The 24,553-nt window shown below is 46.2% G+C and carries 25 protein-coding genes; 14 read left to right on the forward strand and 11 right to left on the reverse strand.

Annotated features, from left to right (window positions below; translation table 11 throughout):
• Nucleotides 1–14: 14 nt before the first annotated feature.
• Complete coding sequence (locus BK120_RS15425) at nt 15–815, reverse strand: hypothetical protein (protein WP_076268394.1); 801 nt, start codon at nt 813–815, stop codon at nt 15–17.
• A gap of 374 nt (nt 816–1,189) precedes the next feature.
• On the opposite strand from BK120_RS15425, the gene BK120_RS15430 reads away from it, so the two are divergent.
• The gene (locus BK120_RS15430; RefSeq protein ID WP_076268395.1) at nt 1,190–2,452 is read left to right on the forward strand and encodes an exosporium glycoprotein BclB-related protein; all 1,263 of its coding nucleotides are present in this window, start codon (nt 1,190–1,192) and stop codon (nt 2,450–2,452) included.
• 77 nt (nt 2,453–2,529) lie between these two features.
• Here BK120_RS15430 and BK120_RS15435 read toward each other — a convergent pair whose 3' ends face one another.
• On the reverse strand, nt 2,530–3,120 hold the full coding sequence (locus BK120_RS15435) for a hypothetical protein (protein ID WP_076268396.1): 591 nt from the start codon (nt 3,118–3,120) through the stop codon (nt 2,530–2,532).
• 122 nt (nt 3,121–3,242) lie between these two features.
• On the opposite strand from BK120_RS15435, the gene ilvA reads away from it, so the two are divergent.
• Nucleotides 3,243–4,511, forward strand: a complete 1,269-nt coding sequence (gene ilvA, locus BK120_RS15440) for a threonine ammonia-lyase IlvA (protein ID WP_076268397.1) — start codon at nt 3,243–3,245, stop codon at nt 4,509–4,511.
• A gap of 59 nt (nt 4,512–4,570) precedes the next feature.
• On the opposite strand, the gene BK120_RS15445 is transcribed toward ilvA, so the two are convergent.
• Nucleotides 4,571–5,548: an aldo/keto reductase gene (locus tag BK120_RS15445; RefSeq protein WP_076268398.1), complete on the reverse strand. Its 978-nt coding sequence runs from the start codon at nt 5,546–5,548 to the stop codon at nt 4,571–4,573.
• A gap of 133 nt (nt 5,549–5,681) precedes the next feature.
• Between BK120_RS15445 and BK120_RS15450 the strand changes: the two genes are divergently transcribed.
• From BK120_RS15450 to BK120_RS15470, 6 genes are all read left to right on the forward strand, one after another.
• Nucleotides 5,682–6,845 carry an MGDG synthase family glycosyltransferase gene (locus BK120_RS15450; protein WP_076268399.1) on the forward strand — a complete coding sequence of 388 codons (1,164 nt, stop codon included), beginning with the start codon at nt 5,682–5,684 and terminating at the stop codon, nt 6,843–6,845.
• 18 nt (nt 6,846–6,863) lie between these two features.
• Nucleotides 6,864–8,057 carry an MFS transporter gene (locus BK120_RS15455; RefSeq protein ID WP_256710907.1) on the forward strand — a complete coding sequence of 398 codons (1,194 nt, stop codon included), beginning with the start codon at nt 6,864–6,866 and terminating at the stop codon, nt 8,055–8,057.
• Nucleotides 8,058–8,072: 15 nt separating this feature from the next.
• Nucleotides 8,073–8,681 carry a TVP38/TMEM64 family protein gene (locus tag BK120_RS15460; protein ID WP_076268400.1) on the forward strand — a complete coding sequence of 203 codons (609 nt, stop codon included), beginning with the start codon at nt 8,073–8,075 and terminating at the stop codon, nt 8,679–8,681.
• 11 nt (nt 8,682–8,692) lie between these two features.
• Nucleotides 8,693–9,073 (forward strand): zinc ribbon domain-containing protein, encoded by a 381-nt coding sequence (locus BK120_RS15465; protein ID WP_076268401.1) that lies wholly within the window; start codon nt 8,693–8,695, stop codon nt 9,071–9,073.
• Nucleotides 9,074–9,195: 122 nt separating this feature from the next.
• Entirely contained in the window at nt 9,196–9,339 is a 144-nt protein-coding gene (locus BK120_RS35290) for a hypothetical protein (protein WP_179089810.1), read from the forward strand.
• A 25-nt stretch (nt 9,340–9,364) separates the two neighbouring features.
• Nucleotides 9,365–9,664, forward strand: a complete 300-nt coding sequence (locus BK120_RS15470; RefSeq protein ID WP_076268402.1) for a transposase — start codon at nt 9,365–9,367, stop codon at nt 9,662–9,664.
• A gap of 110 nt (nt 9,665–9,774) precedes the next feature.
• Here BK120_RS15470 and BK120_RS15475 read toward each other — a convergent pair whose 3' ends face one another.
• The 4 genes from BK120_RS15475 to BK120_RS15490 all read right to left on the reverse strand — a co-directional run bounded on the left by BK120_RS15475 (nt 9,775) and on the right by BK120_RS15490 (nt 14,824).
• On the reverse strand, nt 9,775–10,842 hold the full coding sequence (locus BK120_RS15475; protein WP_076268403.1) for an FUSC family protein: 1,068 nt from the start codon (nt 10,840–10,842) through the stop codon (nt 9,775–9,777).
• Entirely contained in the window at nt 10,839–11,966 is a 1,128-nt protein-coding gene (locus BK120_RS15480; RefSeq protein ID WP_076268404.1) for a DNA alkylation repair protein, read from the reverse strand. The genes BK120_RS15475 and BK120_RS15480 overlap by 4 nt, the downstream gene beginning before the upstream one ends.
• 148 nt (nt 11,967–12,114) lie before the next feature.
• Nucleotides 12,115–12,882, reverse strand: a complete 768-nt coding sequence (locus tag BK120_RS15485) for a sporulation protein (protein WP_076268405.1) — start codon at nt 12,880–12,882, stop codon at nt 12,115–12,117.
• Nucleotides 12,883–13,021: 139 nt separating this feature from the next.
• Nucleotides 13,022–14,824: an ATP-binding protein gene (locus BK120_RS15490; RefSeq protein WP_076268406.1), complete on the reverse strand. Its 1,803-nt coding sequence runs from the start codon at nt 14,822–14,824 to the stop codon at nt 13,022–13,024.
• Nucleotides 14,825–15,104: 280 nt separating this feature from the next.
• On the opposite strand from BK120_RS15490, the gene mscL reads away from it, so the two are divergent.
• Together mscL and BK120_RS15500 are read left to right on the forward strand one after the other, a co-directional pair.
• Entirely contained in the window at nt 15,105–15,587 is a 483-nt protein-coding gene (gene mscL / locus BK120_RS15495; protein WP_076268407.1) for a large-conductance mechanosensitive channel protein MscL, read from the forward strand.
• Nucleotides 15,580–16,215 (forward strand): NUDIX hydrolase, encoded by a 636-nt coding sequence (locus tag BK120_RS15500; RefSeq protein WP_076268408.1) that lies wholly within the window; start codon nt 15,580–15,582, stop codon nt 16,213–16,215. Before mscL ends, BK120_RS15500 begins: the two co-directional genes overlap by 8 nt.
• A gap of 650 nt (nt 16,216–16,865) precedes the next feature.
• Here BK120_RS15500 and BK120_RS15505 read toward each other — a convergent pair.
• Nucleotides 16,866–17,288, reverse strand: a complete 423-nt coding sequence (locus BK120_RS15505; protein WP_076268409.1) for a hypothetical protein — start codon at nt 17,286–17,288, stop codon at nt 16,866–16,868.
• Nucleotides 17,289–17,452: 164 nt separating this feature from the next.
• Here BK120_RS15505 and BK120_RS34595 point away from each other — a divergent pair, with 164 nt between their 5' ends.
• From BK120_RS34595 to BK120_RS15525, 4 genes are all read left to right on the forward strand, one after another.
• The gene (locus tag BK120_RS34595; protein ID WP_083682019.1) at nt 17,453–18,070 is read left to right on the forward strand and encodes a hypothetical protein; all 618 of its coding nucleotides are present in this window, start codon (nt 17,453–17,455) and stop codon (nt 18,068–18,070) included.
• Between the two features lie 126 nt (nt 18,071–18,196).
• Nucleotides 18,197–19,093, forward strand: a complete 897-nt coding sequence (locus BK120_RS15515) for a manganese catalase family protein (protein WP_076268410.1) — start codon at nt 18,197–18,199, stop codon at nt 19,091–19,093.
• A 114-nt stretch (nt 19,094–19,207) separates the two neighbouring features.
• On the forward strand, nt 19,208–19,888 hold the full coding sequence (locus BK120_RS15520; protein ID WP_144376772.1) for a TraX family protein: 681 nt from the start codon (nt 19,208–19,210) through the stop codon (nt 19,886–19,888).
• 189 nt (nt 19,889–20,077) lie between these two features.
• Complete coding sequence (locus BK120_RS15525; RefSeq protein ID WP_076268411.1) at nt 20,078–20,296, forward strand: hypothetical protein; 219 nt, start codon at nt 20,078–20,080, stop codon at nt 20,294–20,296.
• 128 nt (nt 20,297–20,424) lie between these two features.
• Here the strand turns inward: BK120_RS15525 and BK120_RS15530 are convergent, their stop codons facing one another.
• The 3 genes from BK120_RS15530 to BK120_RS15540 form a co-directional block, all read right to left on the reverse strand.
• Nucleotides 20,425–22,224: a methyl-accepting chemotaxis protein gene (locus tag BK120_RS15530; RefSeq protein WP_083682021.1), complete on the reverse strand. Its 1,800-nt coding sequence runs from the start codon at nt 22,222–22,224 to the stop codon at nt 20,425–20,427.
• Nucleotide 22,225: 1 nt separating this feature from the next.
• Nucleotides 22,226–23,539 carry a putative bifunctional diguanylate cyclase/phosphodiesterase gene (locus BK120_RS15535; protein ID WP_076268412.1) on the reverse strand — a complete coding sequence of 438 codons (1,314 nt, stop codon included), beginning with the start codon at nt 23,537–23,539 and terminating at the stop codon, nt 22,226–22,228.
• Between the two features lie 225 nt (nt 23,540–23,764).
• Entirely contained in the window at nt 23,765–24,493 is a 729-nt protein-coding gene (locus BK120_RS15540) for a response regulator transcription factor (protein ID WP_076268413.1), read from the reverse strand.
• Between the last annotated feature and the right edge of the window lie 60 nt (nt 24,494–24,553).

Here is a 24,553-nt window from a genome sequence, read left to right on the forward strand (position 1 = left end):
TCTATTTTTTGTCGTTAGACATTTATCGTTTGAATGCCTTGGAAAAGCGTAGCGAGATACAGATTTCCATCTTGCATATCAATATCTGTTACAGGATAACCAAGTTGAACGGATAGTAGAGTTACTTGATTACACAAATAAGTAAGCTGGAATAATCCGCGATCCGTACATACATAAACCTCATTGCCCTTCGCCTGCACAGAAAAAATAAAACGTTTACCGAATCTTATCCGGTCAAATCTTCCTTTTTTATCGCCAATAAACAGCTCGCCCTGATCGCTCGTTCCAATTAAGTGGCCTCTGAATACCGCTAAGCTTGTTACACTTGCACCCAGCTCAAAATGAGCCCAATCATCCATAAAACGATCATATAAAGAGATGCCGCTCTCATGCGAAATGATCAAATATTGAGGCAAGTTCATAAAATCATATACACGTTTATCTTGGCATGCTATTTGCTCCCATTTGGAGCTGGCTTTGGACCAAAGCCCATATTCCGTTGCAACGTAGCTGCTTCCACCGATCTTGCGATACTGATAACTAGGAATCAATATGCCATCATTGACCCATGCTTCTCCGTTCCATTCATATAAGCCGCTGCTTGAGCAGGCATGCAGCAAATCATGCTGCAACTGCAGCCGATTTACATTAGTCTGGTCTTCCATGCCTTGATCAAGCTTCTTCCATTCTCCTTCAGCATCGATTTGGTAAATCCCGTGACCGACTGAAGCGGCATACAAGCTATCAGCTCCTGCTTTAACGGACGAGAAGGGAAAGAGCAGCCAATTCCAAGGCTTGCTCGTTTCAGTCTGCATGTCTCTCACTCCTATAAAAATAATCGTTATATCGTTATCCATTCACTAATAATGCAATATGTTTCGTTTCTTATAAGGCGTTATTGGGGATGTCTATCCAAACTCTTTCATGGCAGTAGTAAAAGAACAACACCATCCAGTGATAATGATTATCACTTTCGTATACATGATAACCATTCTCAATAATAATGTCAATCCTGTTCTTCATTTATTCTTCATTCATGCTCTTCTACTTCTCTATCATTTAGTAGTCGATCATCCATCCCATACAAACACACAAATCCGCAAATATAGTTGAAGGACTATGACCATAGCAGATAGATACCCAATCAATAGATAGAGTAGAGCCGTATAATAAGGCATCTAACAAGGAGGTGTTTTCGCTGAGTCATTATTATTATAAGAAACGTTGTGTCAGAAAACCGACTGCAGGTTGCAGTCCAAGAAGGAAGAAACACGATGACAAAATAATTGTTGTAAAGAAAAAAATTATATCTCAAAGAGTTAAAGTCGTAGCTGAGCGAGGAGAAGACGGTCACAAAGGCAGAAGAGGACCCCAAGGACCACAAGGTCCTCAAGGGCCTCAAGGAATAGCTGGTCCTACAGGTGCAACAGGATCTGCAGGGGCAGCGGGTTCTACCGGCGCTACTGGAGTTGGAGTTACGGGAGCGACTGGCGCTACTGGTGCAAATGGTATTAACGGCGTAACCGGTGCTACTGGTCCAGCAGGTCCTACAGGACCAGGAGTAGGAGCTACAGGAGCGACTGGTGCTACTGGAGATCCAGGGGCTGCTGGTGCTGCTGGTGCTACTGGGGCTACTGGTGCTGGCGTTACTGGAGCGACTGGTGCTACTGGAGATCCAGGTGTTGCAGGAGCGACTGGCGCTACTGGTACCGCTGGTGTTACCGGTGCTACTGGGGCTACTGGAGACCCAGGTGTTACTGGGGCTACTGGCGCTACCGGTACTGCTGGCGTTACCGGTGCTACTGGGGCTACAGGAGATCCGGGTGTTACTGGGGCTACTGGTACTGCTGGCGTTACCGGCGCTACTGGCGCTACCGGTGCTACTGGTGCTACTGGTGGTACTGGCGCTACTGGTGCTACTGGTATTGATGGTGCGGGCGCTATTATTCCTTTTGCTTCAGGCATTCCAACCGAATTAACGACAGTATTAGGCGGTTTGGTAGGTACTTCGAGTCTGGTAGGTTTTGGTTCCTCCGCTGTAGGCGTTAGTATACTTGGTGGTATAATCGACCTCACAGGCGCTGCAGGAACACTACTCAACTTTGCTTTCTCTGTGCCGCGCGATGGTACGATCACTTCTCTTGCAGCTTACTTCAGTACAACATTAGCGCTTTCACTTGTCGGCTCTACAGTAACTATTACTGCCCAGCTTTACCAGTCAACGGCTCCAAACAACTCGTTTACTGCAGTTCCAGGCGCTGTTGTAACATTAGCTCCTCCACTTACCGGCGTTCTGGCTCTAGGCACTATTAGCAGCGGCATTACTCCAGGTTTGTCTATTCCTGTTACTGCTGGAACACGCCTTCTTCTTGTCTTCTCTGCTACAGCTACTGGTGTATCACTTGTCAATCTTGTAGCTGGCTATGCTAGCGCTGGATTAGGCATCTCTTAAAAAACGAAATTATGAAAAACGACAGATTAAGGATTCGTCCTTAATCTGTCGTTTTCTTTTCCAAGGTTCATCGTTCATTACAGCTTTAATTGAATTTGGAGCTTGAAACGAATTTTTATCTGATTATTCTCGAACTGTACATCTCTCACCGTTACAACATCCTGCGCCGGCAAATCTAGCGGAATGACGATCGTTTCTAGCATACTTAGCGGCAGCTGAATAGCTTTGACAGAAAGCGATTGGGGTTTAAGAATAATGTTTGGAGACTCCCAGTCCATTGAATATACCGCATCCAGTCTTGCAGGAATTTTGTTCTTATAGGTTATATTCATTTGTGCTGTCAGCCTGTTCTCTTCGAGGTCAAAGTTTGCCCCATCCAGATGAATAGCCTTCGCCATTTCTTGATCAGCGGATTCCGGTCTGCTGATGGCAAGCTCATCTTTCATATTCATTTTGATCAAATGGTTAATATCGGATTCCGTCAGGACGAGCTCCAGCTTCATTTTTCTGACCATATCCAGCGCTTTCTCTTTCACATCAATCGGCGCGTAGCTCATGTCCAGCGGCTCATCCGGTGCAATGTAAGACAGGAACCACCATAGTGCGCCGCCAAGCAGCAACAGAATAACAATGAAGCTCGTCAGAAGTCTTTTTAAGGTTTTTCCCATGTGAATCCTCTCCTTGCTATACAAATAAACGATTTCTATTACGCCAACTCATAATGATAGTGCTATAATGAATCCAATCATTTTTACTGTTGATCAAAAAAATGCCGAGAGGATGGTCACCTATGAACACAAATCCTATACCGCTGCATCGTATTGGGCTTGAAGAAATCGTTCAAGCTCAAATGCACTTAAAGGATATCATTACACGAACACCACTTCAACATAACCGTGTGCTGTCCGAGCGGTTTGGATGCCATGTTCTTCTAAAACGAGAGGATCTGCAAATCGTTCGTTCCTTCAAAATACGCGGAGCGTACCATATGATGCGTTCTCTGTCACCAGAAACGCTCGCTAAAGGGGTGGTTTGCGCCAGCGCCGGCAACCATGCGCAAGGCGTAGCTTACTCGTGTCAAACACTTGGCATCCCCGGCAAAATATATATGCCCAGCACAACTCCTCGCCAGAAGGTGACACAGGTTAACTTTTTTGGCGGATCGCAAGTTGAGGTCATCCTTACAGGAGACACCTTTGACGATGCTTATGCCGAAGCAGTCGCAGAGAGCAACCGCAATGGCCTTGCCTTCGTACATCCTTTTGACGATCCCAAAATCATCGCAGGAAACGGAACGGTAGGACAAGAATTAATGGAAGCCGCGGATACTGTACCTGACTTTGTATTCGTGACTGTCGGCGGTGGCGGGCTTGCAGCCGGCGTCTCCTCTTATGTAAAAATCGTCTCACCGACAACAAAGGTAATTGGCGTGGAGCCGGAAGGCGCGCAATCACTAAGAGCATCGCTTGATGCAGGTGAAGTCGTTACCCTTGATCAAATTGAGAAATTCGTCGATGGCGCAGCTGTTAAACGTATCGGTGATTTATCATTTGAGCTATGCAGAGACCTGCTTGACGATGTTATTTCCGTGCCTGAAGGAAAAGTGTGTACGACGATGCTCGATTTATATAATGAGAATGCCATCGTAGCCGAGCCGGCTGGCGCACTTCCCATTGCTGCGCTAGAAGCCTATCGTGATCAAATTCAAGGCAAGACGGTCGTCTGTGTCGTAAGCGGCGGCAACAATGATGTCGATCGGATGCAGGAAATCAAAGAACGTTCTCTCATCTATGAGGGCTACAAACATTACTTTATGGTCAGCTTCCCGCAGCGCGCAGGAGCGCTTCGCGAATTTCTCGACAGCGTGCTTGGTCCTAATGATGATATTACACGATTCGAGTACACCAAAAAATCAAACAAAGACAACGGTCCCGCACTCGTCGGCATCGAGCTTACTCACCGTGAGGATTACGATCCGCTCGTTGCTCGTATGAGCAAGAAGGGCTTTCAATTTCTTGAGCTGAACAAGGATCCTGTTTTGTTTAACTTGTTGATTTGATCGGCATGATGTGAATAAGATACGCCCCGTATCCATGAATGGATACGGGGCGTTTGTCATTACCAGGCGTAGGCGCGCGGTGCATCTCCGCCAGGACCAGGGAATATTTCATCAATACGTTTCAGTGCAGATTCATCTAATGAGATTTCAACTGCGCGAAGCGAGCGCTCGAATTGATCCAGCGTGCGGACACCGATAATCGGAGCCGTTACTGCCGGATTCGCAAGCAGCCATGCCAGTGAAACCAGATCCTCAGGCTCGCCAAGCTCGTCACAAAATGCAGCATAGGCATCTAATTGCTCACGATGCTGATCCAATCGTTTCGAATCTCCGCTGCGGCGGCCTCCGTCTTTACGACGATGATTGCCTGCAAGCAAGCCGCCGTCAAGCGGACTCCACGGAATAACGCCAAGTCCTAATTCCTTCGAAGCTGGCAATACCTCCAGTTCCGGCAAACGGCATAACAAATTATATTTGTGCTGCTCAGATACAAGACCGATCGATCCTCTTGCCTTCGCTTCGCCTTGCGCAACTGCAATATCCCAGCCGGCAAAATTACTTGAGCCTATGTAGCCAACCTTGCCTTGGTTTACTGCTGTTTCAAACGCTCCCCAAAGCTCATTCCAATTTGCACTGCGATCCACATGATGCATTTGGTACAGCTCGATATGATCCGTTTGAAGACGCTTAAGCGAACCTTCCAAATGTCTGCGAATTTTATATGCGGAAAGTCCCGCTTCACGGTTCGGACCGTCATGATTATCATGCATGTCGCCGTATACTTTTGTAGCCAGCACCGTACGTTCACGGCGTCCGTCGCCCTGCTTGAACCATTTTCCGATAATTTCTTCAGTACGGCCTGCGTTCTCGCCCCAACCGTAAATGTTAGCGGTATCGATAAAATTAATGCCTGCATCTAGAGCTGCGTCTAATATACGAAATGATTCCTTCTCGTCTGTGTCCACGCCAAAATTCATTGTGCCCAAACATAAACGGCTAACTCGAAGTCCAGATCTTCCTAATTTCGTGTATTGCACTCTAATCATCGCTCCTTCAATTTTGAAATAGGATGGATTGCGTATTCATTATACTAAAAATACACAAAGTAACCAAACGCCGTTCACAATCGCATAACAAATGTTCGTTACACTAACGGCAGGAGGTGTGTCTATGATACGTTTCGAGGAAAAACCGCAGCCGAAATTGTTAATTTTGTACGCTTCATATGGAGAAGGCCATCTTCAGGTTGCTCGTGCGATTAAGAGCGCTTGGGAGGAGCATGGCAATTATCGTACGGTAATGGTCGATCTCATGGCAGAATCTCACCCTTGGATAAATGAGTTTGCTAAGCGCTTTTACTTAAAGAGCTATACGCATATGCCCTCGCTATATGGCTGGGTGTATGATTTCACAAGGCTAATGAAGCATGATTCATTATTTGGCGGGCTTCTTCATTCCTTTGGTACAGAAAAAATCAGGCGTATTCTTGCAGTCGAGCAGCCGGATATCGTCGTGCATACTTTCCCCAGCTTTGCTCTGCCGAAGCTTAAGAAACGTAAAAGCTTTCATCCTCCCTCCTATGCTGTCATTACCGATTTTGATCTTCACAGGCGCTGGGTTCATCCAAGCGTCGACCGCTATTATGTCGCTACTGAGGATCTCCGATTAGAGCTTTCATCGCTGGGAATACCGGAGAGGGCAATTCAAGTGAGCGGCATTCCGCTCAAACGCGGCTTCCGTGCAACAGCCGCCTCAAGCGAGTTCTACGAGAGATATAAACTAAATCCTAATCAACCTATCATCCTAATCATGGCGGGAGCGCAGGGCGTTTTGCCAGATGTATCGCAAATTTGCAGCAGCTTGCTGCAAAACGCTGAGGTTCAAGTCGCGCTCGTATGTGGACATAATCTTTTTATGAAAAATATTATTGAGCAACAATTTCAAGCACATGAAGGAGCTTCTCGCCTGCAGGTGTACGGGTTTATTGAGTCTATTCATGAGCTCATGGCTATATCTAATTGTCTCATCACTAAGCCAGGTGGCGTTACATTATCAGAAGCAATCGCTGCTGAGCTGCCCATATTCATTTACAAGCCAGTTCCTGGACAAGAAAAACAAAATGCATTGTATCTTAAGTCCAAAGGCGCAGCTGTTGTTGCCTATGAGGTGAACGAGCTGACGGAACAAATTTTGAAACTCGTTCATGATCCATTACGTCTTACTAATAGCAGACAATCCACCAAACAGCTTCAAGCCTCACAAACCGCAGCAGACAGCATCGTTTTGGATATTTTATCCAACTTGCGTATAATGGAGAAAGCAATCACTTTATAATGGATAAGGGGCTTGCCCGTGATTACAAATCAGAAAAGTTGGTTTGGAGCGGAGATGCGACTTATCTCCGTTATTTTGTTTATTGTGGAGTTTGTAAGAGGTGCTGTTCTTGTTAGTTTGCTGCCTATTTTTGGGGCAAAGACTTTAGGTTTATCACCTGATGTAATTGGCGCTGCGATTTCAGCTCACTATTTAACCGATACGCTGCTCAAAATGGCTATTGGCTATTTGCTGGATCGTTTCTCAACGCGGATCGTCGTTCAAGCAGGTTTAATTATTTCGCTGATCGGCATATATTTGCTGCAATTTTCCGAGCTGCCATGGATGTTCATTGGTGCAGCCGCACTATATGGCATCGGGATGTCACCGATCTGGATCGTATGCTTAACGAAAGTAACCGAGCAGCAGCGTGCAACCCAAATGGGAACGCTCTACACCATTTGGATGGTGGGACTAGGAAGCGGTCCGATCATATGTAATATTCTGCTCGATTTCAGCGTATCTTTTACGTACAAGCTGCTTGTCAGCATGTCTGTGGCTGCATGCATATTAACGCTTTTCATGAGCAAAGAAAGGGCTGCTGCATCAAACCGCATGCCATTTCGAAAGCAGCTCGTCATTCTGAAGGAACGACTCGGCCATATGAAGATGCTTCTGCCGGGGATGATATTACAGACGACAGGCGCAAGCATGCTCGTTCCCATTTTACCAAGCTTCGCGAATCAGGAGCTGGGTATCTCAGGTACGCAGTACTCCATTCTTTTAACGGCCGGAGGACTTTTTGCTGCAGGCGGACTCATTCCCATGGGGAAGCTTGCCGATAAGCTGGTTAATAAAAAATGGTTCCTCGTGACTGGATTTGGAGCGTTTGCATTTGGTTTATATATGCTGGCATCAGGACTTTCGTTCTGGTATTGTTTACTAATAGCGGCTGCTCTTGGATTATCCTATTCTGCTATTTTGCCTGTTTGGAATGCGCTGCTGGCTGCCTATGTTCCACCTAATCAAGAAGGGCTTGGCTGGGGTGTATTATCCACCTTTGAAGGCATTGGCGTTATGATCGGTCCAGCTGCTGGCGGCCTAATCGCTGCTTGGAACGGAGAAGCATCCGTTTTTTGGACAAGCGCAATCCTCTTTGGATTGATCGGCTTATTTTATTTATGGTTCCCATTTCCGGCATTCGCTACAAATGAAAAAGCTACAAACAAGTAGAACGGGGTTAGATCTATGGATGATTGGCGCAACTGGCTTGAATACTTAAAACACTTGGATCTCGATTCAATCCAATGGACATTGGAAAGCTATTCGCAATGGGGGCCTTTTCCCGGCATTTTGCTTCCCATGCTTGAATCGTTTCTCCCTTTCCTCCCATTAATTCTTATCATTGCGGCAAACGCCAACATTTACGGCCTCGGCTTTGGATTTCTTTTTTCATGGATCGGTGTAAGCGCTGGTGCCTTCTGCGTATTTTGGATCAGCCGAAAGCTCGGACGCAATGTAAAAGGGAAACTAGAGCGAAGATTTCCAAAGTCGCAGCGGTTCTTCAATTGGGTTGAACGCCGCGGCTTCACGCCGCTATTCCTGCTGGCTTGCTTCCCTTTTACACCTTCAGTCGTCATAACTGTCGTATCCGGACTTAGCAAGGTGCCATTTCCTACTTTTATGCTCGCTACACTGCTTGGGAAGGCAGTTATGATATTTTGCATTTCATTGATTAGTTTCGATATTGGCAATTTAGTCAATGAGCCTTGGCGTATATTCGTCTCGATTACTGCTGTTCTGGTCATGTGGTTCGGGGGCAAACGTCTCGAATCCCGCTATCAGCTGAATGGGTGAGGTGATGGAGTATGTTTACATGGACCATCTTGGCTAGCTTGCCTGTACATACGCCTCTCCCTCTCCTCACATGGTTTGATGTTGGGGCTACGACGATCGTGCTGATCATTGCGTTTGCTCTGCTCGCTGGCATGTTTATGTTCATTCGAATTGTTACAGATGACTCAGATAAATTTAAGGACATGAAAGAGATGGTGGAGACGATCTTCGGAACGCCTGCCCATCTCCGTCCGAATCCCGAACAATCCTCCGCCTTAAAAGAAGGCAAAAGCGAGCTCATACATGATGCCGCTGCTGCTAAAGCACCATTTTCCGAACCATGTCCCGCTTGCGATGAGATCGTCACTGAACGTGATTCGGTTTGCCCCTCATGCGGACTCCAGTTATTATAGATTGCTCCTGTACTTCCACCTTGTACTCATACATTTCATCCTTTTGTGGCACACTGTTGAGGATCTTCTTCTGAAGATAAAGAAAATATAAAAACGATGTGATTCTCGAGGAGGGTGACCACATGTCAGGCAAACAGCCATCCGATCAACAGAAGGCAGCAAGCAAGGCGCAATCCCGAGCAGACCGCAATCTAGCCAGCAAGTCGTCAGCGAGCGAACTGCAGTCAGATGCCGATCGTTCAGCTGTGCCGAAGCACGGATTATAAGGACAGGAAGGTTGGTTGACACCATATGAGCAATGATAATAACCATAATGAGATGAATCCCCTATCTGGTGAGCCTGTTGAAGTAAAAGGCACATACCGCAACGAATGGGGACGTGAAGAGCAGCTCGAACGCGGAGATGTGTTCCCAGCAGATCCGATGCTTGGATCAACCGAGTGGCAGCTCGTTGAGCTCTTCTTCAATAATCATCATGAGGGGCATACTGATCCGAGGCTGGTGCCGCATGATGATGATAATAACCCAGAGGCTCATATGCAGCATCCAAGACGTCATGAAGGCAGCAACAAAACTGACGATGACCAGTAAACATTGACATGCTGTAAAATAAGCAGAAAAACAGCAGGCAAGAACGCTCGTAAGCGGCGTTCTAACCTGCTGTTTTTGTTTTATTTTCTAAACTAACCAGCTAAATCTGTTCATGATGACTTCGATCCGTTCTCGGCCTCTTCAGCACAGCGCTTCGCGTTTTCCTCGCGCTGCGTCACTTGATCGAGCAGCTTCTCCAGTCGCCGCAAATGGTAGGCGTATTCGAACAATGCCGAAGCGACAAATACGAGACGCTTATGCTCGTCCGGATCTTCCAAAATGTACGCTGTCAATTCCTTCACAAACCGCGCTTCTCGTTCTTCCTCAGGCTCAATCAGCGCATTAGGCTTCATTTTCCCTTCAGCTTTCAACAAGATGTGCTCGTGATACTTTGACAAATCCTCAATTTGCCGATCGAAGCGCAGCGCCCACTCACTGGCACTGTGGGAGGAAAAATAATGCTCCTCCACCACATCGAGCAGATCAGCCCCTTTTTGCAGAGACTTAATCATTTGTTTCGATACAAGCAGCTGACGGGCATGGCTCGTCTTCGTCTTCGCAAGCACTTTGCGCTCCTCTTCGAATACGGTGTGGCGTTCCTCCAGCTTGTGCAGCGTATCGTGAAGCTTGTTCTTCTCTTGGCGGAAAACCTGCTCCTTCATCTCATTCGAAATGGCTGTGCGAAGCAGCAGAGAAAGCTGTGAATAGGCATGATGAACCTGTTCGGTAAATTGCTTCCTTGGCCGCGGAGGAAATACGAGCACGTTAACCGCAAATGAAGCTCCAATCCCCGTTAGCACCATTAAAAATCTTCCTATTGCCACGTCCCAGCCTTGTCCATTCGCTTCCATAATGGCAACGACCGTAACCAGCGTCAGACTAATCGTGCTCTCCATCTTCAAGCGAATACTGATGAGAATGACAAGGATACATACAAGACCAGCCGCAATCGGCGTATGACCGAATAACCGAACGGCTACAATCGCCATTACAGCACCCAGCAGATTCGTTTGCACTTGGTCCGCTACACGCTGCCATGAGCGGTAAATAGAAGGTTGAATCGTAAATATAGCTGCCACGGCAGCAATAAGCGGGGAAGCGAAGCCGAACAAGCTGCTCAAGTAAATCGCTAATGCAACTGCCATCCCCGTTTTTAAAACCCTTGCACCAATCGTCATGTTGATTCTGCCTCCGTCACCAGAAGTTCGGCTGAAGCCACCTCTCTTCCATTTACCCAAAGCGTCACAAGATGAAGCCCGCTATAATGCTTGCGCGTCGTTAGATCAGCAAAACGATGAGTGCGAACACTTGAAGCTGACGCTCCTCCAGCATACTCGCGATCCGATAGCAGGAAACGTTTCAATGAAGTTTTCCCTCCAGACTTCACGAATGCAATTCCATATTCGATACGCAGCTTGGCCGGCTCACCCTCACGCAGCTGTACGCGATAGCGTAAAGATACCTCACCGCCAATAGCAACCGTCTCTGGGTCTACCTCGATTGCAGCAAAAGCAACAAGCGGGTGTTCCTCTTCTTCTGCAGATGCGTGCTTCGCATACCCAAACAATTCCATGATCTGCGGACTTGATTGCTTAATCAGCGTACGGCAGCCATGACGAATGATCCAATCGGTCTTCGCATCATTGCCGATCCAAGCCTGCGCAAGCGATATGACAAGCTCGGGATGATCTTTCGCGATATCATTCAAGTTGTTAGCTACACTCTTGCGCACATAAAGGGAATCATCACATTTCAGCTTCTCCAAAATCGGAACAATCGGCGATGGGTCTCGCTTAAAGAGCGGCAGCGCCTGCGCCCACGGCAGGCGTGGTCTTATGCCTTCGCTCGCAAGCCGCCTTACGTGCTCATTCGGATGATCTGCCCATACAAGCATTTGTTTAGCCATACGCTCTGGATCGGCAAGAATGAATGCTCTTATTGCAAATTCTGAGGTCGAGTATTTCGTAAAGCGCTCCAGCGCGTCCAAAGACAGCTCCCAGTTTTGCGGCTCCAGTCCAAACACCTCGACGAAGTCCGGAAATATGATAAAAGGCAGCCCTGTGCATTTTTCATCTATTTGATATAAAACAGCCAGCGCTTCATCATATGCCTGCGGTAATGTAGCACCCAGCGCTTCTGTTATTTTTCGAGTTCGAGCCTTTAACTCTAATTGCTCCCAGTCACCATCCCTTACACGCTCTGCGAAAAGAACGGCGTCAAAAGGACTCCATGCTGACTTCAGCAAACCCGCAAATTTCTCCAAAAATAATCCATCGTACATAGCCTTAAGCGGTTCTGCCAAATTAATCCCCTCCTCCAGTTATTATACCGAAAAAACCGATTCGATCACTACTTGCATCCGTTATTCATTTATAACGGCGCTGCAAGCAGCAAAAAAGCTCCGAAACGCCCCTGCAGGAGCGCTCCCGAGCTTGTTTTATTTATAAAAATTAAATATAGCGCGCTATGATTCCAGACAATTGCTGCGCAATTGCGTTCGGCCCTGCTGACAGCTGCTCATTCGTGAAGCGAGCCCGAACAAATGTCTCATCCATATCCATAGCCTCTGCAAAAAAGGATGATAACCCGCGTGCGCGCCGGTCGATTTGGAGCACCAGCTCAAGCTCGCGATCCGATGGATAGAACATCACTTCCAGCTCATCAAGCTGGCCTCGGAACTGCGAGGTCGGTACAAATTCCAGCTCTTGAATAAATGGCATTTTGCCGCCAAGACGGGAAGAGTACTCGCATTCTGCCTTGCGCAACCGGAAGCCGAGCACATTCAGCGCATCCAGCACCGTGTTCATGGCGTGAGTCGGAACAACTTCGATTCGGTCATTATCACCAGGATCGACGCCTCCGCGAACGTCTAATTCCGTCTTCACCCATACTGGCGCGCGGCCAATTGTAAGCGGTGTTTGATGGGGCAGCTGAAAGGAGAAAGGCACCTCGCGACTTTCATTTGCCTGCAATGTGAAGGGAGCGCTCACGTGATAACGTCCGACCACTCCCTGCTGCGTTATTTTACTGTCATTGCTCTCACGTATATATTCTGTCATGACCGATAGCTGTATCGTTTCAATTCGCTGCTCTACGTTGCCGCCTTGCATTTTGACGATACCTCGAACCTCTTCACCTGGTGCATAACGTGCTTTTTCTAATAGTGTATCAATCTTTGCTGAGCCAATACCGATGCTTGCCAAAAAACGATTAAACATCAAACCGACCTCCACTCATATTATCTTCATTCCGAACTGCATAACCGTATTACGATGTCTTGAAAATTAAGTTTCAAATTCAAAAACTCATCCTTCGGCGCGTGAAAAATCGTTGAATATGAATGGTGTGAACCCGTCTCTAATGGTCTGAATCATCTGATTGGCCTAGCTCGCTCTGCTTCTGATCCATCGGCAAATTCGGCTGCTCCATATACGGCAATTGGATGATGAAGGTCGTCCCGACTCCTAGCTTGCTTTCGGCCGTAATTTGTCCCTGATGATTATTAATAATTTTGAAAGTGACCATTAATCCAAGTCCGGTCCCTTTATCCTTTGTTGTATAAAAGGGTTGACCAATCTTCGACAGCTGCTCCGCAGGCATGCCTGATCCTTCATCTTTAATGCGTATCAATACTCCGCGATCAGGATCAAGGGACATATTAATCATGACGATGCCACCATTATGCATCGCTTCTATCGCATTTTTAAGCACGTTAATAAACGCTTGCTTTAATTGATTCTCAACGCCGTATACCCACAATGGGCGATAGTCAGAATGGAATTCAATGATCACATTGTGCAAAATAGCTTGTGTCTCCAGTAAATTAACCGTGTCCGCCATTAATTGACGGCAATCTTTGTACACAAATTCATAAACCTGCGGCTTGGAGAGCATAAGTAGCTCGCTGACAATTGACTCGATACGGATGAGCTCTGTTTTCATAATGTCGTAAAAATGGTTGATATTGCCCCGGCCCGACGAAAGCAGCTGCATAAACCCTTTTAACGAGGTAAGCGGATTTCGGATTTCATGTGCAATGCCCGCCGCTAATTGACCTGCAACATAAAGCTTCTCAGAATTAATGAGCAGCTCCTCATTCTTCTTCCTCTCAGAAATATCCCGAATAATGACTTGTTCAATTTGTTTACCCGAAAAGGTAGAGCTCACCCTTACCATTTCTGTATGAAGCAGCGTCCCTTGAGTGGACATCCATTGCAGCTCGATTGGCTTATTGGGCGCATCATCTCCTGCTTGGCCTGCCGTGAGCCATGCTTCCAATTCATTATGATAGGGTTCGGCCAATAAGTTATAAATATTTGTACCGATTATTTTATCCGCTGAATCTACTTCGAATAAACGCAAGCCAGCACGGTTCATAAATTCCCATTTGCCGTCGCTTATTAAAGCTATCGTATCTATGGAGTTCTCCACTAGAAGTTTATAACGCTCATTCATTTGAGTATATTTGTTGGATGCAAACCAGGTGGTAAGACTGAAGCTGAGGATAAATAAAGTAGATAAACCAAGTAAAGATGCAAGAATCAGCAAATATTGGTTTAGAAGATCTGTAGATAAAACATCGCTATAATCAACCTGCAGCGCGTGCATGCCAACTTGATGAACGACTATATTAGACAATCCGAGTGATAAGCAGCTTTTTATCTTATACCTTAACCCCTTTGTTTCCAGCCAATAAAAAGCCAAATATGCGCCAATAAAGTTGACTCCAAACGAAATCCAATATAGCAGCCAGTCCATTTTTAGGATGATGACCGATTCGGAAAGCATCGACAGGTAATGAAGCATAGTCGCTCCAAAAGCCATTAATAGAGCGCCGAATAAAATGCGTACCGATGAGAGATTTTTCTTTTGCATAACAACTAATGAGACATAAATGATAATGACACATGCGAATACTATAGGGAGCATGCTCCAATTCATGACCAATCTATAATGGGATGCAAGCAATAAAACAACATGCATCGTCCATAGGCCAAGTCCAAATACGGCAGCACCGCCAATGATCCAATTGATGCCGTGTGTCTGTTCTTTTGGCAGAGGCTTTTCAATCATTTTCAGCATCGTATAGGATGCAAAACACATGATGAAGAGCGATAAAACTAAATAAAACCAATTTCCCTCTATAACTAGGTCGCTCATAGAACTCCTTAAATAACCATTAATTTGCTTTCAAATAGTAAAATTCGACAAAATCCTTTAAAAACCTCTCTTTGTCCCGGCAATATTTCAATTTTTTGTAAGAAATCGAGAGTGAGTTTCTCTTCTGCTCATCTTCGGCTATTATGTTAGAATGACCTTAGTAGAAACAGGCGATAATAGTCTAATAGGCATTGCTAGATTTGATCATTTCGCTTCGTAATAGCACGAGGCTTACGTCAGACATTATTACCGCTTCTTAAAATGTGTAGGAGGAAAAGCAATGAAAATCATTAAAGAGTTTAAAGAGTTTGCAATGAGAGGCAATGTCATCGATCTAGCGGTCGGGGTCATTATCGGAGGAGCTTTTGGTAAAATCGTAACTTCTCTGGTTAACGATGTGATTATGCCGCCGATCGGCGTGGTTTTGGGAGGAGTCGATTTTAAGGATTTAAAAATCCCTCTCTATACCAAAGAACATGCCGCCAAAGTCGCCGCTAGTAGCAAAGATAAGATTGATGAAACCTTGCTGCCTACCATTAATTATGGCCAATTCATAAACGTAATGCTGGACTTTATTATCGTTGCATTCTGTATCTTTCTGCTTGTAAAAGTAATCAACGTGCTTCGCCGCAATGAGAAGAAGGAAGCTCCACCTGTTGAAGTGACCGAGAAGGATTGCCCTTACTGCTTGTCCAAAATACCTGTGAAGGCTACGCGCTGCAAGCACTGCACATCCCAGCTAGAGGCTGCTGCACATGGCTGATGAGCTCTTTGACATTTATGACGAGCAGCTTCGGCCGCTGGGCACAGCAACACGCGCAGAGACGCATGCGAATGGTTATTGGCACCGCAGCTTCCATTGCTGGCTGACGCGCCGCGAAGGAAACCGCAGGTTCGTGCGGTTTCAGCTGCGTCAGGCAGGCAAGGATACAAATCCGGGCTGTTACGATATCACGGCGGCCGGTCATTTGAGTGCGGGCGAAACGATTCGCGAGGCCATTCGTGAGCTTGAGGAAGAACTAGGGGTTTCCGCCTCATTTGAACAACTCATGCCCCTCGGGCAAATTAGGGAAAATGTGAGCGGTGAAGTAAATGGAAAACCCTTTATCGACCGTGAAGTCAGTGACGTTTTTGGCCTTGTGTGCGAGTTGCCTTTGACAGAACTTCTGCTGCAGCCTGAAGAAGTGGCCGGCGTTTATGAGGCTGATCTAGATGAGCTGATTGCATTGTTTGAAGGCTCTTTATCTGCGGTTTCTGCGTCAGGTGTTGAGCTCGGCGATCAGAACGAGCAGCTGACGATTGTCCAGCGCTCCGTTTCGGCGAAGCAATTCGTGCCTCGCGAGTTTTCTTATTATACGAGCGTACTTCAGTCTCTGCGCGGTTGTACTTAAGGGATGCCCTGCTTTTGCTAGCGGGATCGCGAACGCCCATTGTTCGCTCCCAATTGCTATACCACTGGTCAATTAAGCCATGGATATTATAAAATTCGGTATTGCGCGGCGCTAGGTCAAAATCATTCAGCTCGGGCTGATTGTACAACCTCGCCGCCATTTCATGAAAACACCCGTGAAGATTGTACTCAATAAAGCTGCCCAGCTGATCGGCTGTAGCGAATGAACGCGGATTGTTCTGTACTCGCTGCTCTGCGCCTGGATTAAAGCAGGAGGAACGCCTGATCTCCTCAGGCACTTGGTTCCAGCCAGCAATCCAGCTGCGGTCATAGCCCATCGAATCATGCCAGCTGTATACCCTATTAATAAAATCTCGATGAAATTTCAGAAACCGATCGCCATAACCCGGCGGCGGTATCGTTCCCGGAACCAAATGATTCGTATGATGCCATACGCGGTGCTCATCTAACAACGCTTGCGGAAAATTAGGTATTCGCGGCATCCTCTTTCCCTCCAAACTTATACATGATTCTCGTCTCTCACTCCTATAACGTATGCAGCCCATACAACTCCTGTGATATGCCTCCTTTTTAAATAACAAAAAGGACTGCCAACATAGAATATTGACAGCCCTTCCTATTAAATTGAAATTACCAAAATTGACGACGGCATTCATCTACTTCTCTTTTGACGCAAATATCAAATGAGACGGTTACATCATGATTTCTTCCGAACGCACAGAAAATTCTTACACAGTCCTTGTCGCGTGTGCAGAAGAAGTTAACTACACGGCAATGGCAATCGATTAAGTTTTGAACGGCTCTTGCATCACGACATCGTATCGCTCTCACAAGTTTTGCAGCAGTGCGCTCATCCTTCAACTGTTTAAAAATATCACTTAACTCAGCTCCTGCTTCTTGCATCGCTTCAACTGCCGGGTCTTCTCTGCGGCCGCAGCTTTTTTGCTCCACTGGGCTTATGCACTCAGAAGAGATCCGAGCTCGGCTATTTGTTTTGCTTGTTTTACGAGCCGCTTTTACATTGCTAACTTTCAGTATTGATTTAGCAGACATATTACTCCACCTCCCTCTCGAACATACTCTATTCTATGTAAATTTAAGAGAGTTGCATGGACGAGTATCGCCCTCCATATGTTGAATTTAACCTTCCGTTGTTGTATGACCCGCTCGCTTCCTGCATACCTATATGACATACCATACGAATGGAGGTCTTTGGCTTGGCAGAAAATATGATGAGCATGGGCAATATCGGCAATATGGGCAATGTGCCAAACCCCGGCAACATGGGGAGCATGAGCAATATGCCGAACGCTGGGAACGCGGGCAGCATGCCAAACATGAACACCATGAGCAGTATGCCGAATACAGGGAATGTGGGCAGCATGTCCAATATGAGCAATATGGGCAATATGCCAAACGTCGGCAGTATGGGTGGCATGCCTAATATGAGCAACATGCAAAACGCAGGCAGTATGGGCGGAATGCCCAATATGAGCAACATGCAAAACGCAGGCAGTATGGGCGGAATGCCCAATATGAGCAACATGGCAGGCATGGAGAAACCCGCTCCAGTGATCTATGAAGCCGAAGCGCAGCACACGGCAATGGTGATGGAGGTACGCGATAGGATTATGAACATGTGCGGCGGTCATATGCATAAATACGTTTGCGTCCAGACCATCGATGGACATGTATTTGAAGGCAAGCTTATGCATATCGATCACTGCATTCTTTATTTGCAATGTACGATGCGAGACCCGCGCGCTTTCATGAACCCGTACAATGCGGTGCTGCCACTCGTTCTGTATGAGCTTCTTGTCATCACACTGCTCTAATTATCAAGTTAGGCTTAGATACATTCGACAAAAGCATGTCCCTTTTGACATCGACGGTCTATGACTGCGAAAGCTGTCATACATATGCATAGAATGAAACGTCGATGAAATGAGGGGAGTAGACTCATGATTGAACGGATAAATCGGCTTCAAATAGAACTCCCGCCATCACCTTACGCGGATGCGAACGCCGCGGCAGCAGTGCAGGAGCTGCTTGGAGGAAAATTTGGTGAAATGTCCACCTTAAACAACTACATGTACCAATCCTTTAATTTCCGTGAGAAAAAGAAGCTTAAACCGTTCTACGACCTAGTATCCAGCATAACAGCAGAGGAATTTGGCCATGTGGAGCTTGTTTCGACAGCTATTAATATGGTGTTAACAGGGACAACAAGTCCCGGTGATCCAAATTCTGCTCCACTAAAGGAAGGCATAAATAAGCGCAACAGCTATTTTTTTATACAAACCGGTCAAACCTCGCTGCCAGGTGATTCGATGGGACGCGCATGGACTGGTGATAATGTATTTAGCAGCGGCAATCTCGTGCTTGATCTGCTGCATAATTTCTTCTTGGAGTGCGGAGCACGAACGCATAAAATGCGAGTATTTGAGATGACGGATCATCCTACAGCAAGGGCAATGATTGGCTATTTGCTCGTTCGCGGCGGCGTCCATGTCCTTGCCTATGCCAAAGCGCTCGAAATCGCAACGGGTGTTGATGTGAAGAAGCTTATCCCTATTCCCGACCTTAGCAACAACAGCTTCGAAACGGCTCGAAAATACGAAGCAATGGGACTTGGCAACAAGCTGTACACATTCAGCCAGAACGACTACAAGGATATTGTCCTCATTTGGAATGGACAAAATCCGCTTACCGGCGCTGAGCTTGAGGTCATTCAGGGCGCACCGCAAGGCGCACCTATGCCTGATTTGAGCGAGCTTCCAGAAGAGTTTGCGCCAGGCATCTCGCAAGAGGATTTTATTGAAATTGCCCGTCGGCTGCAAAAAAACGCTGGACTATAATCAAGTCATGCTTCAAGGAAGACCTCCTTATGCGCGCAAAGCGGCTTGGAGGTCTTCCTGCTCCTATTCCCTCGTTTTCCTATGCTATACTAAACAAAAGGCGAGGGAACGAAGGTGATTGCGATTCAAGTTTTGGCTATGCTTACTATGCTTATTGATCATATTGGTCTGTTGTGGTTCCCTGAGAACGTCATTTGGAGAATCATTGGACGGCTAGCACTCCCCTTCTATGCGCTCGCGATTGTCCTCGGTTATTACCGAACGAGCAATTTGGATCGTTATCTGAAACGGGTAGCATGGATCGCGCTTTTATCGCAGCTGCCTTATCAATTTGCTTTTTACCGGCTTGAAGTCAATACGGTAGGCACTTTATTCGTCTGCCTGCTGCTTCTGCGCCTTCTAGATAAATGGAACGGCAAGCCGCTTCTGCAAGTTCTGCTTTGCCTTTCACTCGCTGGACTTCTCGAGTTTATGCCCTTCAGCTATGGCGCATATGCTGCACTGATCGTACTCATTTATCGCTATGCTCAAAATCAATCTTTTGTTGTGTTTCACTTCTCCTTGGAAGTGGTAAGCATCTTTATAAAGGAATGGTTCATACAGCCCTTTAGCATATTTGCTACTATTCTTATGGTCTACGTTCCTGATTTCATGCGCAGCCTCGAAACCATCAAAGTACCGCGCTTCGTTTGGCGCAGCTTTTATCCGCTTCACTTGACGCTTATCGCAATCGTTTATTATGCAACCAGCAGCGAAAGCTTTAAGGAAATATTTCGCAAGCTATCATTCAGTTGATCATTCCGCCAGTTTTTCTATGGCTTTCATACATGAGATTGCAGCTGCTACACCTCTTAAGCATGTGCAGTAATTGTCGAACATGTTAGAAAAGTGTAAATAAAGTAAACAAAATTCTGACCACATATTCATAAGGGGCTAAAATATTTACGTTAGAATGGAGGAAATTGATCGGAGGTGTTATAGGAAATGATGAAAATCGTTACCTTTAAAAGTCGTTCTGTCCCAGTCTATTACCCTAATGAACAATCGGCATCCATAGATCTGCTTCATCATAAATTGTACGAATTAGAACTCGATTTTGACTTCCGCAAAAAGTGGAGAAGAATCAAATCTGTTGAAATGGTGCGTGATGTCGCTATTTTCCAGTATAACGACGGCACAAAGCTCTACCTTGAAGTATGTTAGATAACTCGTAAAGAAAGACCTGCAGGCAAAGTGCCCGTCAGGTCTTTTTGTGTTTTTATCAATCCCATTCACCTAAAAAAAGCCCCAACAGCATATCGCTGCTAGGGCATTACTCATTCTCCTTTAAGCTAAACCTTAAATTTCATAATTTCCTTCTGCAAATGCTCTGCCATATTGGCAAGCATAGCTGATGCCGCTGCAATTTCTTCCATTGAGGCCGTCTGCTGCTGCGCCGCTGCAGCTACAGATTGCGTACCAGAAGCCCCTTCAACCGCGATATCAACGACCTCTTTAATCGTCAGCATCACCTGCTCCGTACCTGCTGCAATGCCATTTGCTGCTTGCGAAACCTCATCAATTTGCTCAGCGACCTGCATAACCTCGTCCCGTATAGAGCCAAACATGCGGCCTGCTCCTTCAACTGCTTGGATGCCGCCGGATACGACAGTGCCCGCATCATTCATCGCCAGCACCACACGTTCCGTCTCCGTGCCAACAGCCATAACAATCTTCGTAATATGATCGCTTGATTCCTTCGTTTGCTCTGCCAGCTTGCGAACCTCGCCAGCTACAACCGCGAAGCCTTTGCCATGCTCGCCCGCCCTCGCCGCTTCTATTGAAGCGTTCAGTGCTAGCAGATTCGTCTGAGCAGAAATGTCTGATATAACCTGCACCATTCTAACGATTTCCGTGGATCGATTCCCAAGTCCTTGTACGGCTGCAGCCAAACTATTAAAAGATAGCTGGATAGATTCCATTTGAACAACTGCCTGCTGCAGCGTCTCGTTTCCTTCTGTTGCCTGGCGGGAAGTTTTTTTGGCTGCATGTGACGCTTGCTCCGTGCTGACCGCAATTTGCTGAACGCTTGCCGACATTTCATGTATAACCTGAAAGCTCTGCTCAGCACTAGCCGATTGCTTCTCAGCCCCATCTGCTACCTTCTGAATTGTATATGCGATATGTTCGCTTGCATGACTGGTTTGCTCACCACTAGCCATAAGTTCCTCCGAGGAAGCGGCTACCTGATCGACGCTGCTCCCCACCTCGTGCACAAGCGTTTTAAGCTGCTTTACCATTTCATTAAAGCTTACAGCAAGTACACCTGTCTCATCTCGGTAATGGCAAATAATTGGTTCTATTTGAAGATTACCTTTTGCAACCTCCATCGAAAGCGCAGAAACCTGCTTGATTGGCCGTGTCATGCGGATCGTAAACAGTATTGTCGCTGCCATACCGACCGCTATCGTAATTAATAAGGTAACGATTGTAACCGTCACAATCTGTTCAGCACCCTTATTAAAATCCTGCATATATGTACCCGAGGCAATAATCCAGCCCCAGTGAGGGTCCTTCTCTAAGTAAGTAATTTTCGACGCCAGTTCATTCTCTGTACCCGGAAGCGCCCAAGTATAATAAACAAAACCGCCACCCGACTCCGCTTTCTTCATGAAAGCATCCGCAACAGGGAGGCCCCATTCAGAATCGAGCACCGGTTCTCCATCGCCGTACTTAAGTCCAGCAAGACTGCTGCCCTCCATCGTGGGATGGGCAATCGTGAGTGAATCTTTGTCTAATGCAAAAACATAACCGTTTTCGCCGAGATCAATGCTTTTATTGATAGGCCGTTTGCCTGCCTCATTTTTTGGCCCAAGCATAGAGACTTTGACGAACTCCTCTGCTTTGGCACGGTCAATCGCTCCTGCTTTCACCTGTGTGTCAAGCAATGCAATTAAACCGATGGTGCTTTTAACGCTATTTTGAAGCAGCTTCTCGCCGCCCTTGTCCAGTTCGCTAACAGCAGTATTGTAACTTAAAGTACTAACTAGAATGCTAGGAATTAAAAGAAGCGACAAGCATAACGCCATTAGCTTTATACGAATCGTAGGTTTGATCGATCGAAGATTTTTTAGCTTGCTCAATAGACTCACTTTACAGTTCTCCTTTAGTCATCTTCTTTGCTGTGTATTCCGAACGTCGTATCATGGATATATCAAGCACGTCAGGTTCCTGTGGTTTGCCCAGAAGGAATCCCTGTACATAATTGCAACCCCATTCGCCTAATAATTCGTATTGTTCCTTGTACTCTACTCCCTTGGCAATTACTTCAAGACCAAGCTTATGAACGAGATTAATGATGCCTTCAACGATAATGCGATCCGCGCTTTGTAGATCAATGTTTCTAATGAATGACTTATCGATCTTAAGGCAATGAATCGGCAATTGATTCAAGTTGGTGAGGGAAGAGAAGCCTGTTCCAAAATCGTCTAGTATGATTCGAACGCCAGCTGCTCGAAGCCAGCTAAGTGTAGTCATGGCTGTAGTTGAAGTATGAAGCATACAGCTTTCCGTTATTTCAAGCTCAAATGAGGAGGGCGCAAGCTCATATTCCTTTAACACATGCAGCACCGTTTGTGAAAAGGTTGGATCTTGCAGTTGAAGAGAAGATATATTAATTGACATGTTAAGACTATTCAAACCATATTTGCTCATGTTCGCGAGCGTTTTGCACGATTCTCTAAGCACCCATTCTCCAATAGGTACAATAAGACCGCTATGCTCAGCTATAGGTATAAATTCTGTAGGTGAAATATCGCCAAGCTCAGGATGCTGCCAGCGCAGCAGCGCTTCAAATCCTCTAAGCTTGCCGTCCTCCATGCGATAGATAGGCTGATAGCTGAGGTGAAATTGCTGTAAATATAATGCCGGTCTTAACGCCGCTTCGATGGCGATGCGTCGGTTAAGCTTATTCGTATCTTCCAAATTATAAAATCTTGCTCGATTGCCACCCTGCTCTTTTGATTGGTATAGGGCAGACTCCGCTCGGCATATGAGCTGTTCGCTTGTTCGTCCATCCTTCGGGTATAACGTAGCCCCAATACTCGAGGTCAAATACAGCTCAGCTCCGTTAATATCGATGGGACGCTCAATCGCATTTTTGATAGCCTCCACAGCTTGCATGCTTTGACATTCATCATGTTCTACAGGCATAGCTACCATAAATCTGTTTCCACCAACTCTACTCACCGTTGTAGCAGCCTTTCTAGCTTCAGCCAAACGCTGCCCCATCATGAGGAGTACATGGTTGCCAAACTCTGTTCCTTTGGTTTCATTTAAACGATAAAATTTATCCAAATCCACCAACGCCACCACCATCCGCTTGCCTGCTGCACGTACGACATTTACGGCCAATTCCAGCTGTGCAAAAGCCTCCTTGCGACAAGGCAAACCGGTCAACGCATCCATGTTGTTCGACCACCATCCTTTTCCATTTCCGTAATATACACTCATTTTGTCATACAACTATTAGAAAAATTAATGAGCAATATTTAGAACATTGTTAGATAATTTAATACCCGTTCTAACAACCTTACAATTAGGAGAATGGCAGCGAATATTCAAAGTACTGCTGGGCAAAAAAAAAAGAATCACTCCATGTTATAGAGTGATTCTTCTTACATAATAGCTTATTCAGCTTTGATTCTTGCTCGTATGCTGAGCGGTATACTTATAGCCGAATCCCCATACCGTTCGAATGAGCCGCGGTTCCTTCGGGTTCTGTTCAATCTTCTTGCGAAGGTTGACGATATGTACGTCTATCGCACGGTCTGTTACGAAGGAATCAAAGCCGCGAATCGTATTTATAAGTTCTTCCCTGCTAAACACCTTGCCCGGATGTGCAAGAAATAATTTCATCAGCTCATATTCCGAGAAGGTTGTTTCAACTAACTTCCCGCGAACCAGCAATAGGCGTCTCTCAAAATCAAGCTGAATGAGCTCCCCCTCTTCGGTCGCTTCCACTGCTGCTGAAACCTGCTGCGCTGTCTCTGTCTGCATCGTATTCGATCGACGAATTAACGCCTCTACCCTAGCTGTCATTTCGTGCATGCTGAATGGTTTGCACATGTAATCATCCGCTCCAGCCTTTAAAGCCTGAACTCTTTCTGACACTTCGCTCTTCATGGATAGAATCATAATCGGTACGTTAGAGCGCTTTCTAATTAGCGCACACACTTCCATTCCGTCCAGATCGGGCAAGATTAAATCAAGCAGCACCAAGTCCGGATTAAACTCTGATGCGAGTCTTAAACCATCGTCCGCTCTATAAGCTTGCATGACAGAATAGCCTTCCTCGGATAAATACATAGACAGCATATCACTCATCATGACGTCATCTTCAATAACTAAAACCTTATACATTGTCGTCACCCTTTTTGAGGATTGAAGATTTCTGTCGAATATTTTTTGTATCTCTACTAT

Origin of the sequence: Paenibacillus sp. FSL A5-0031, from assembly GCF_001956295.1 — a bacterium.
Classification (GTDB): Bacteria; Bacillota; Bacilli; order Paenibacillales; family Paenibacillaceae; genus Pristimantibacillus.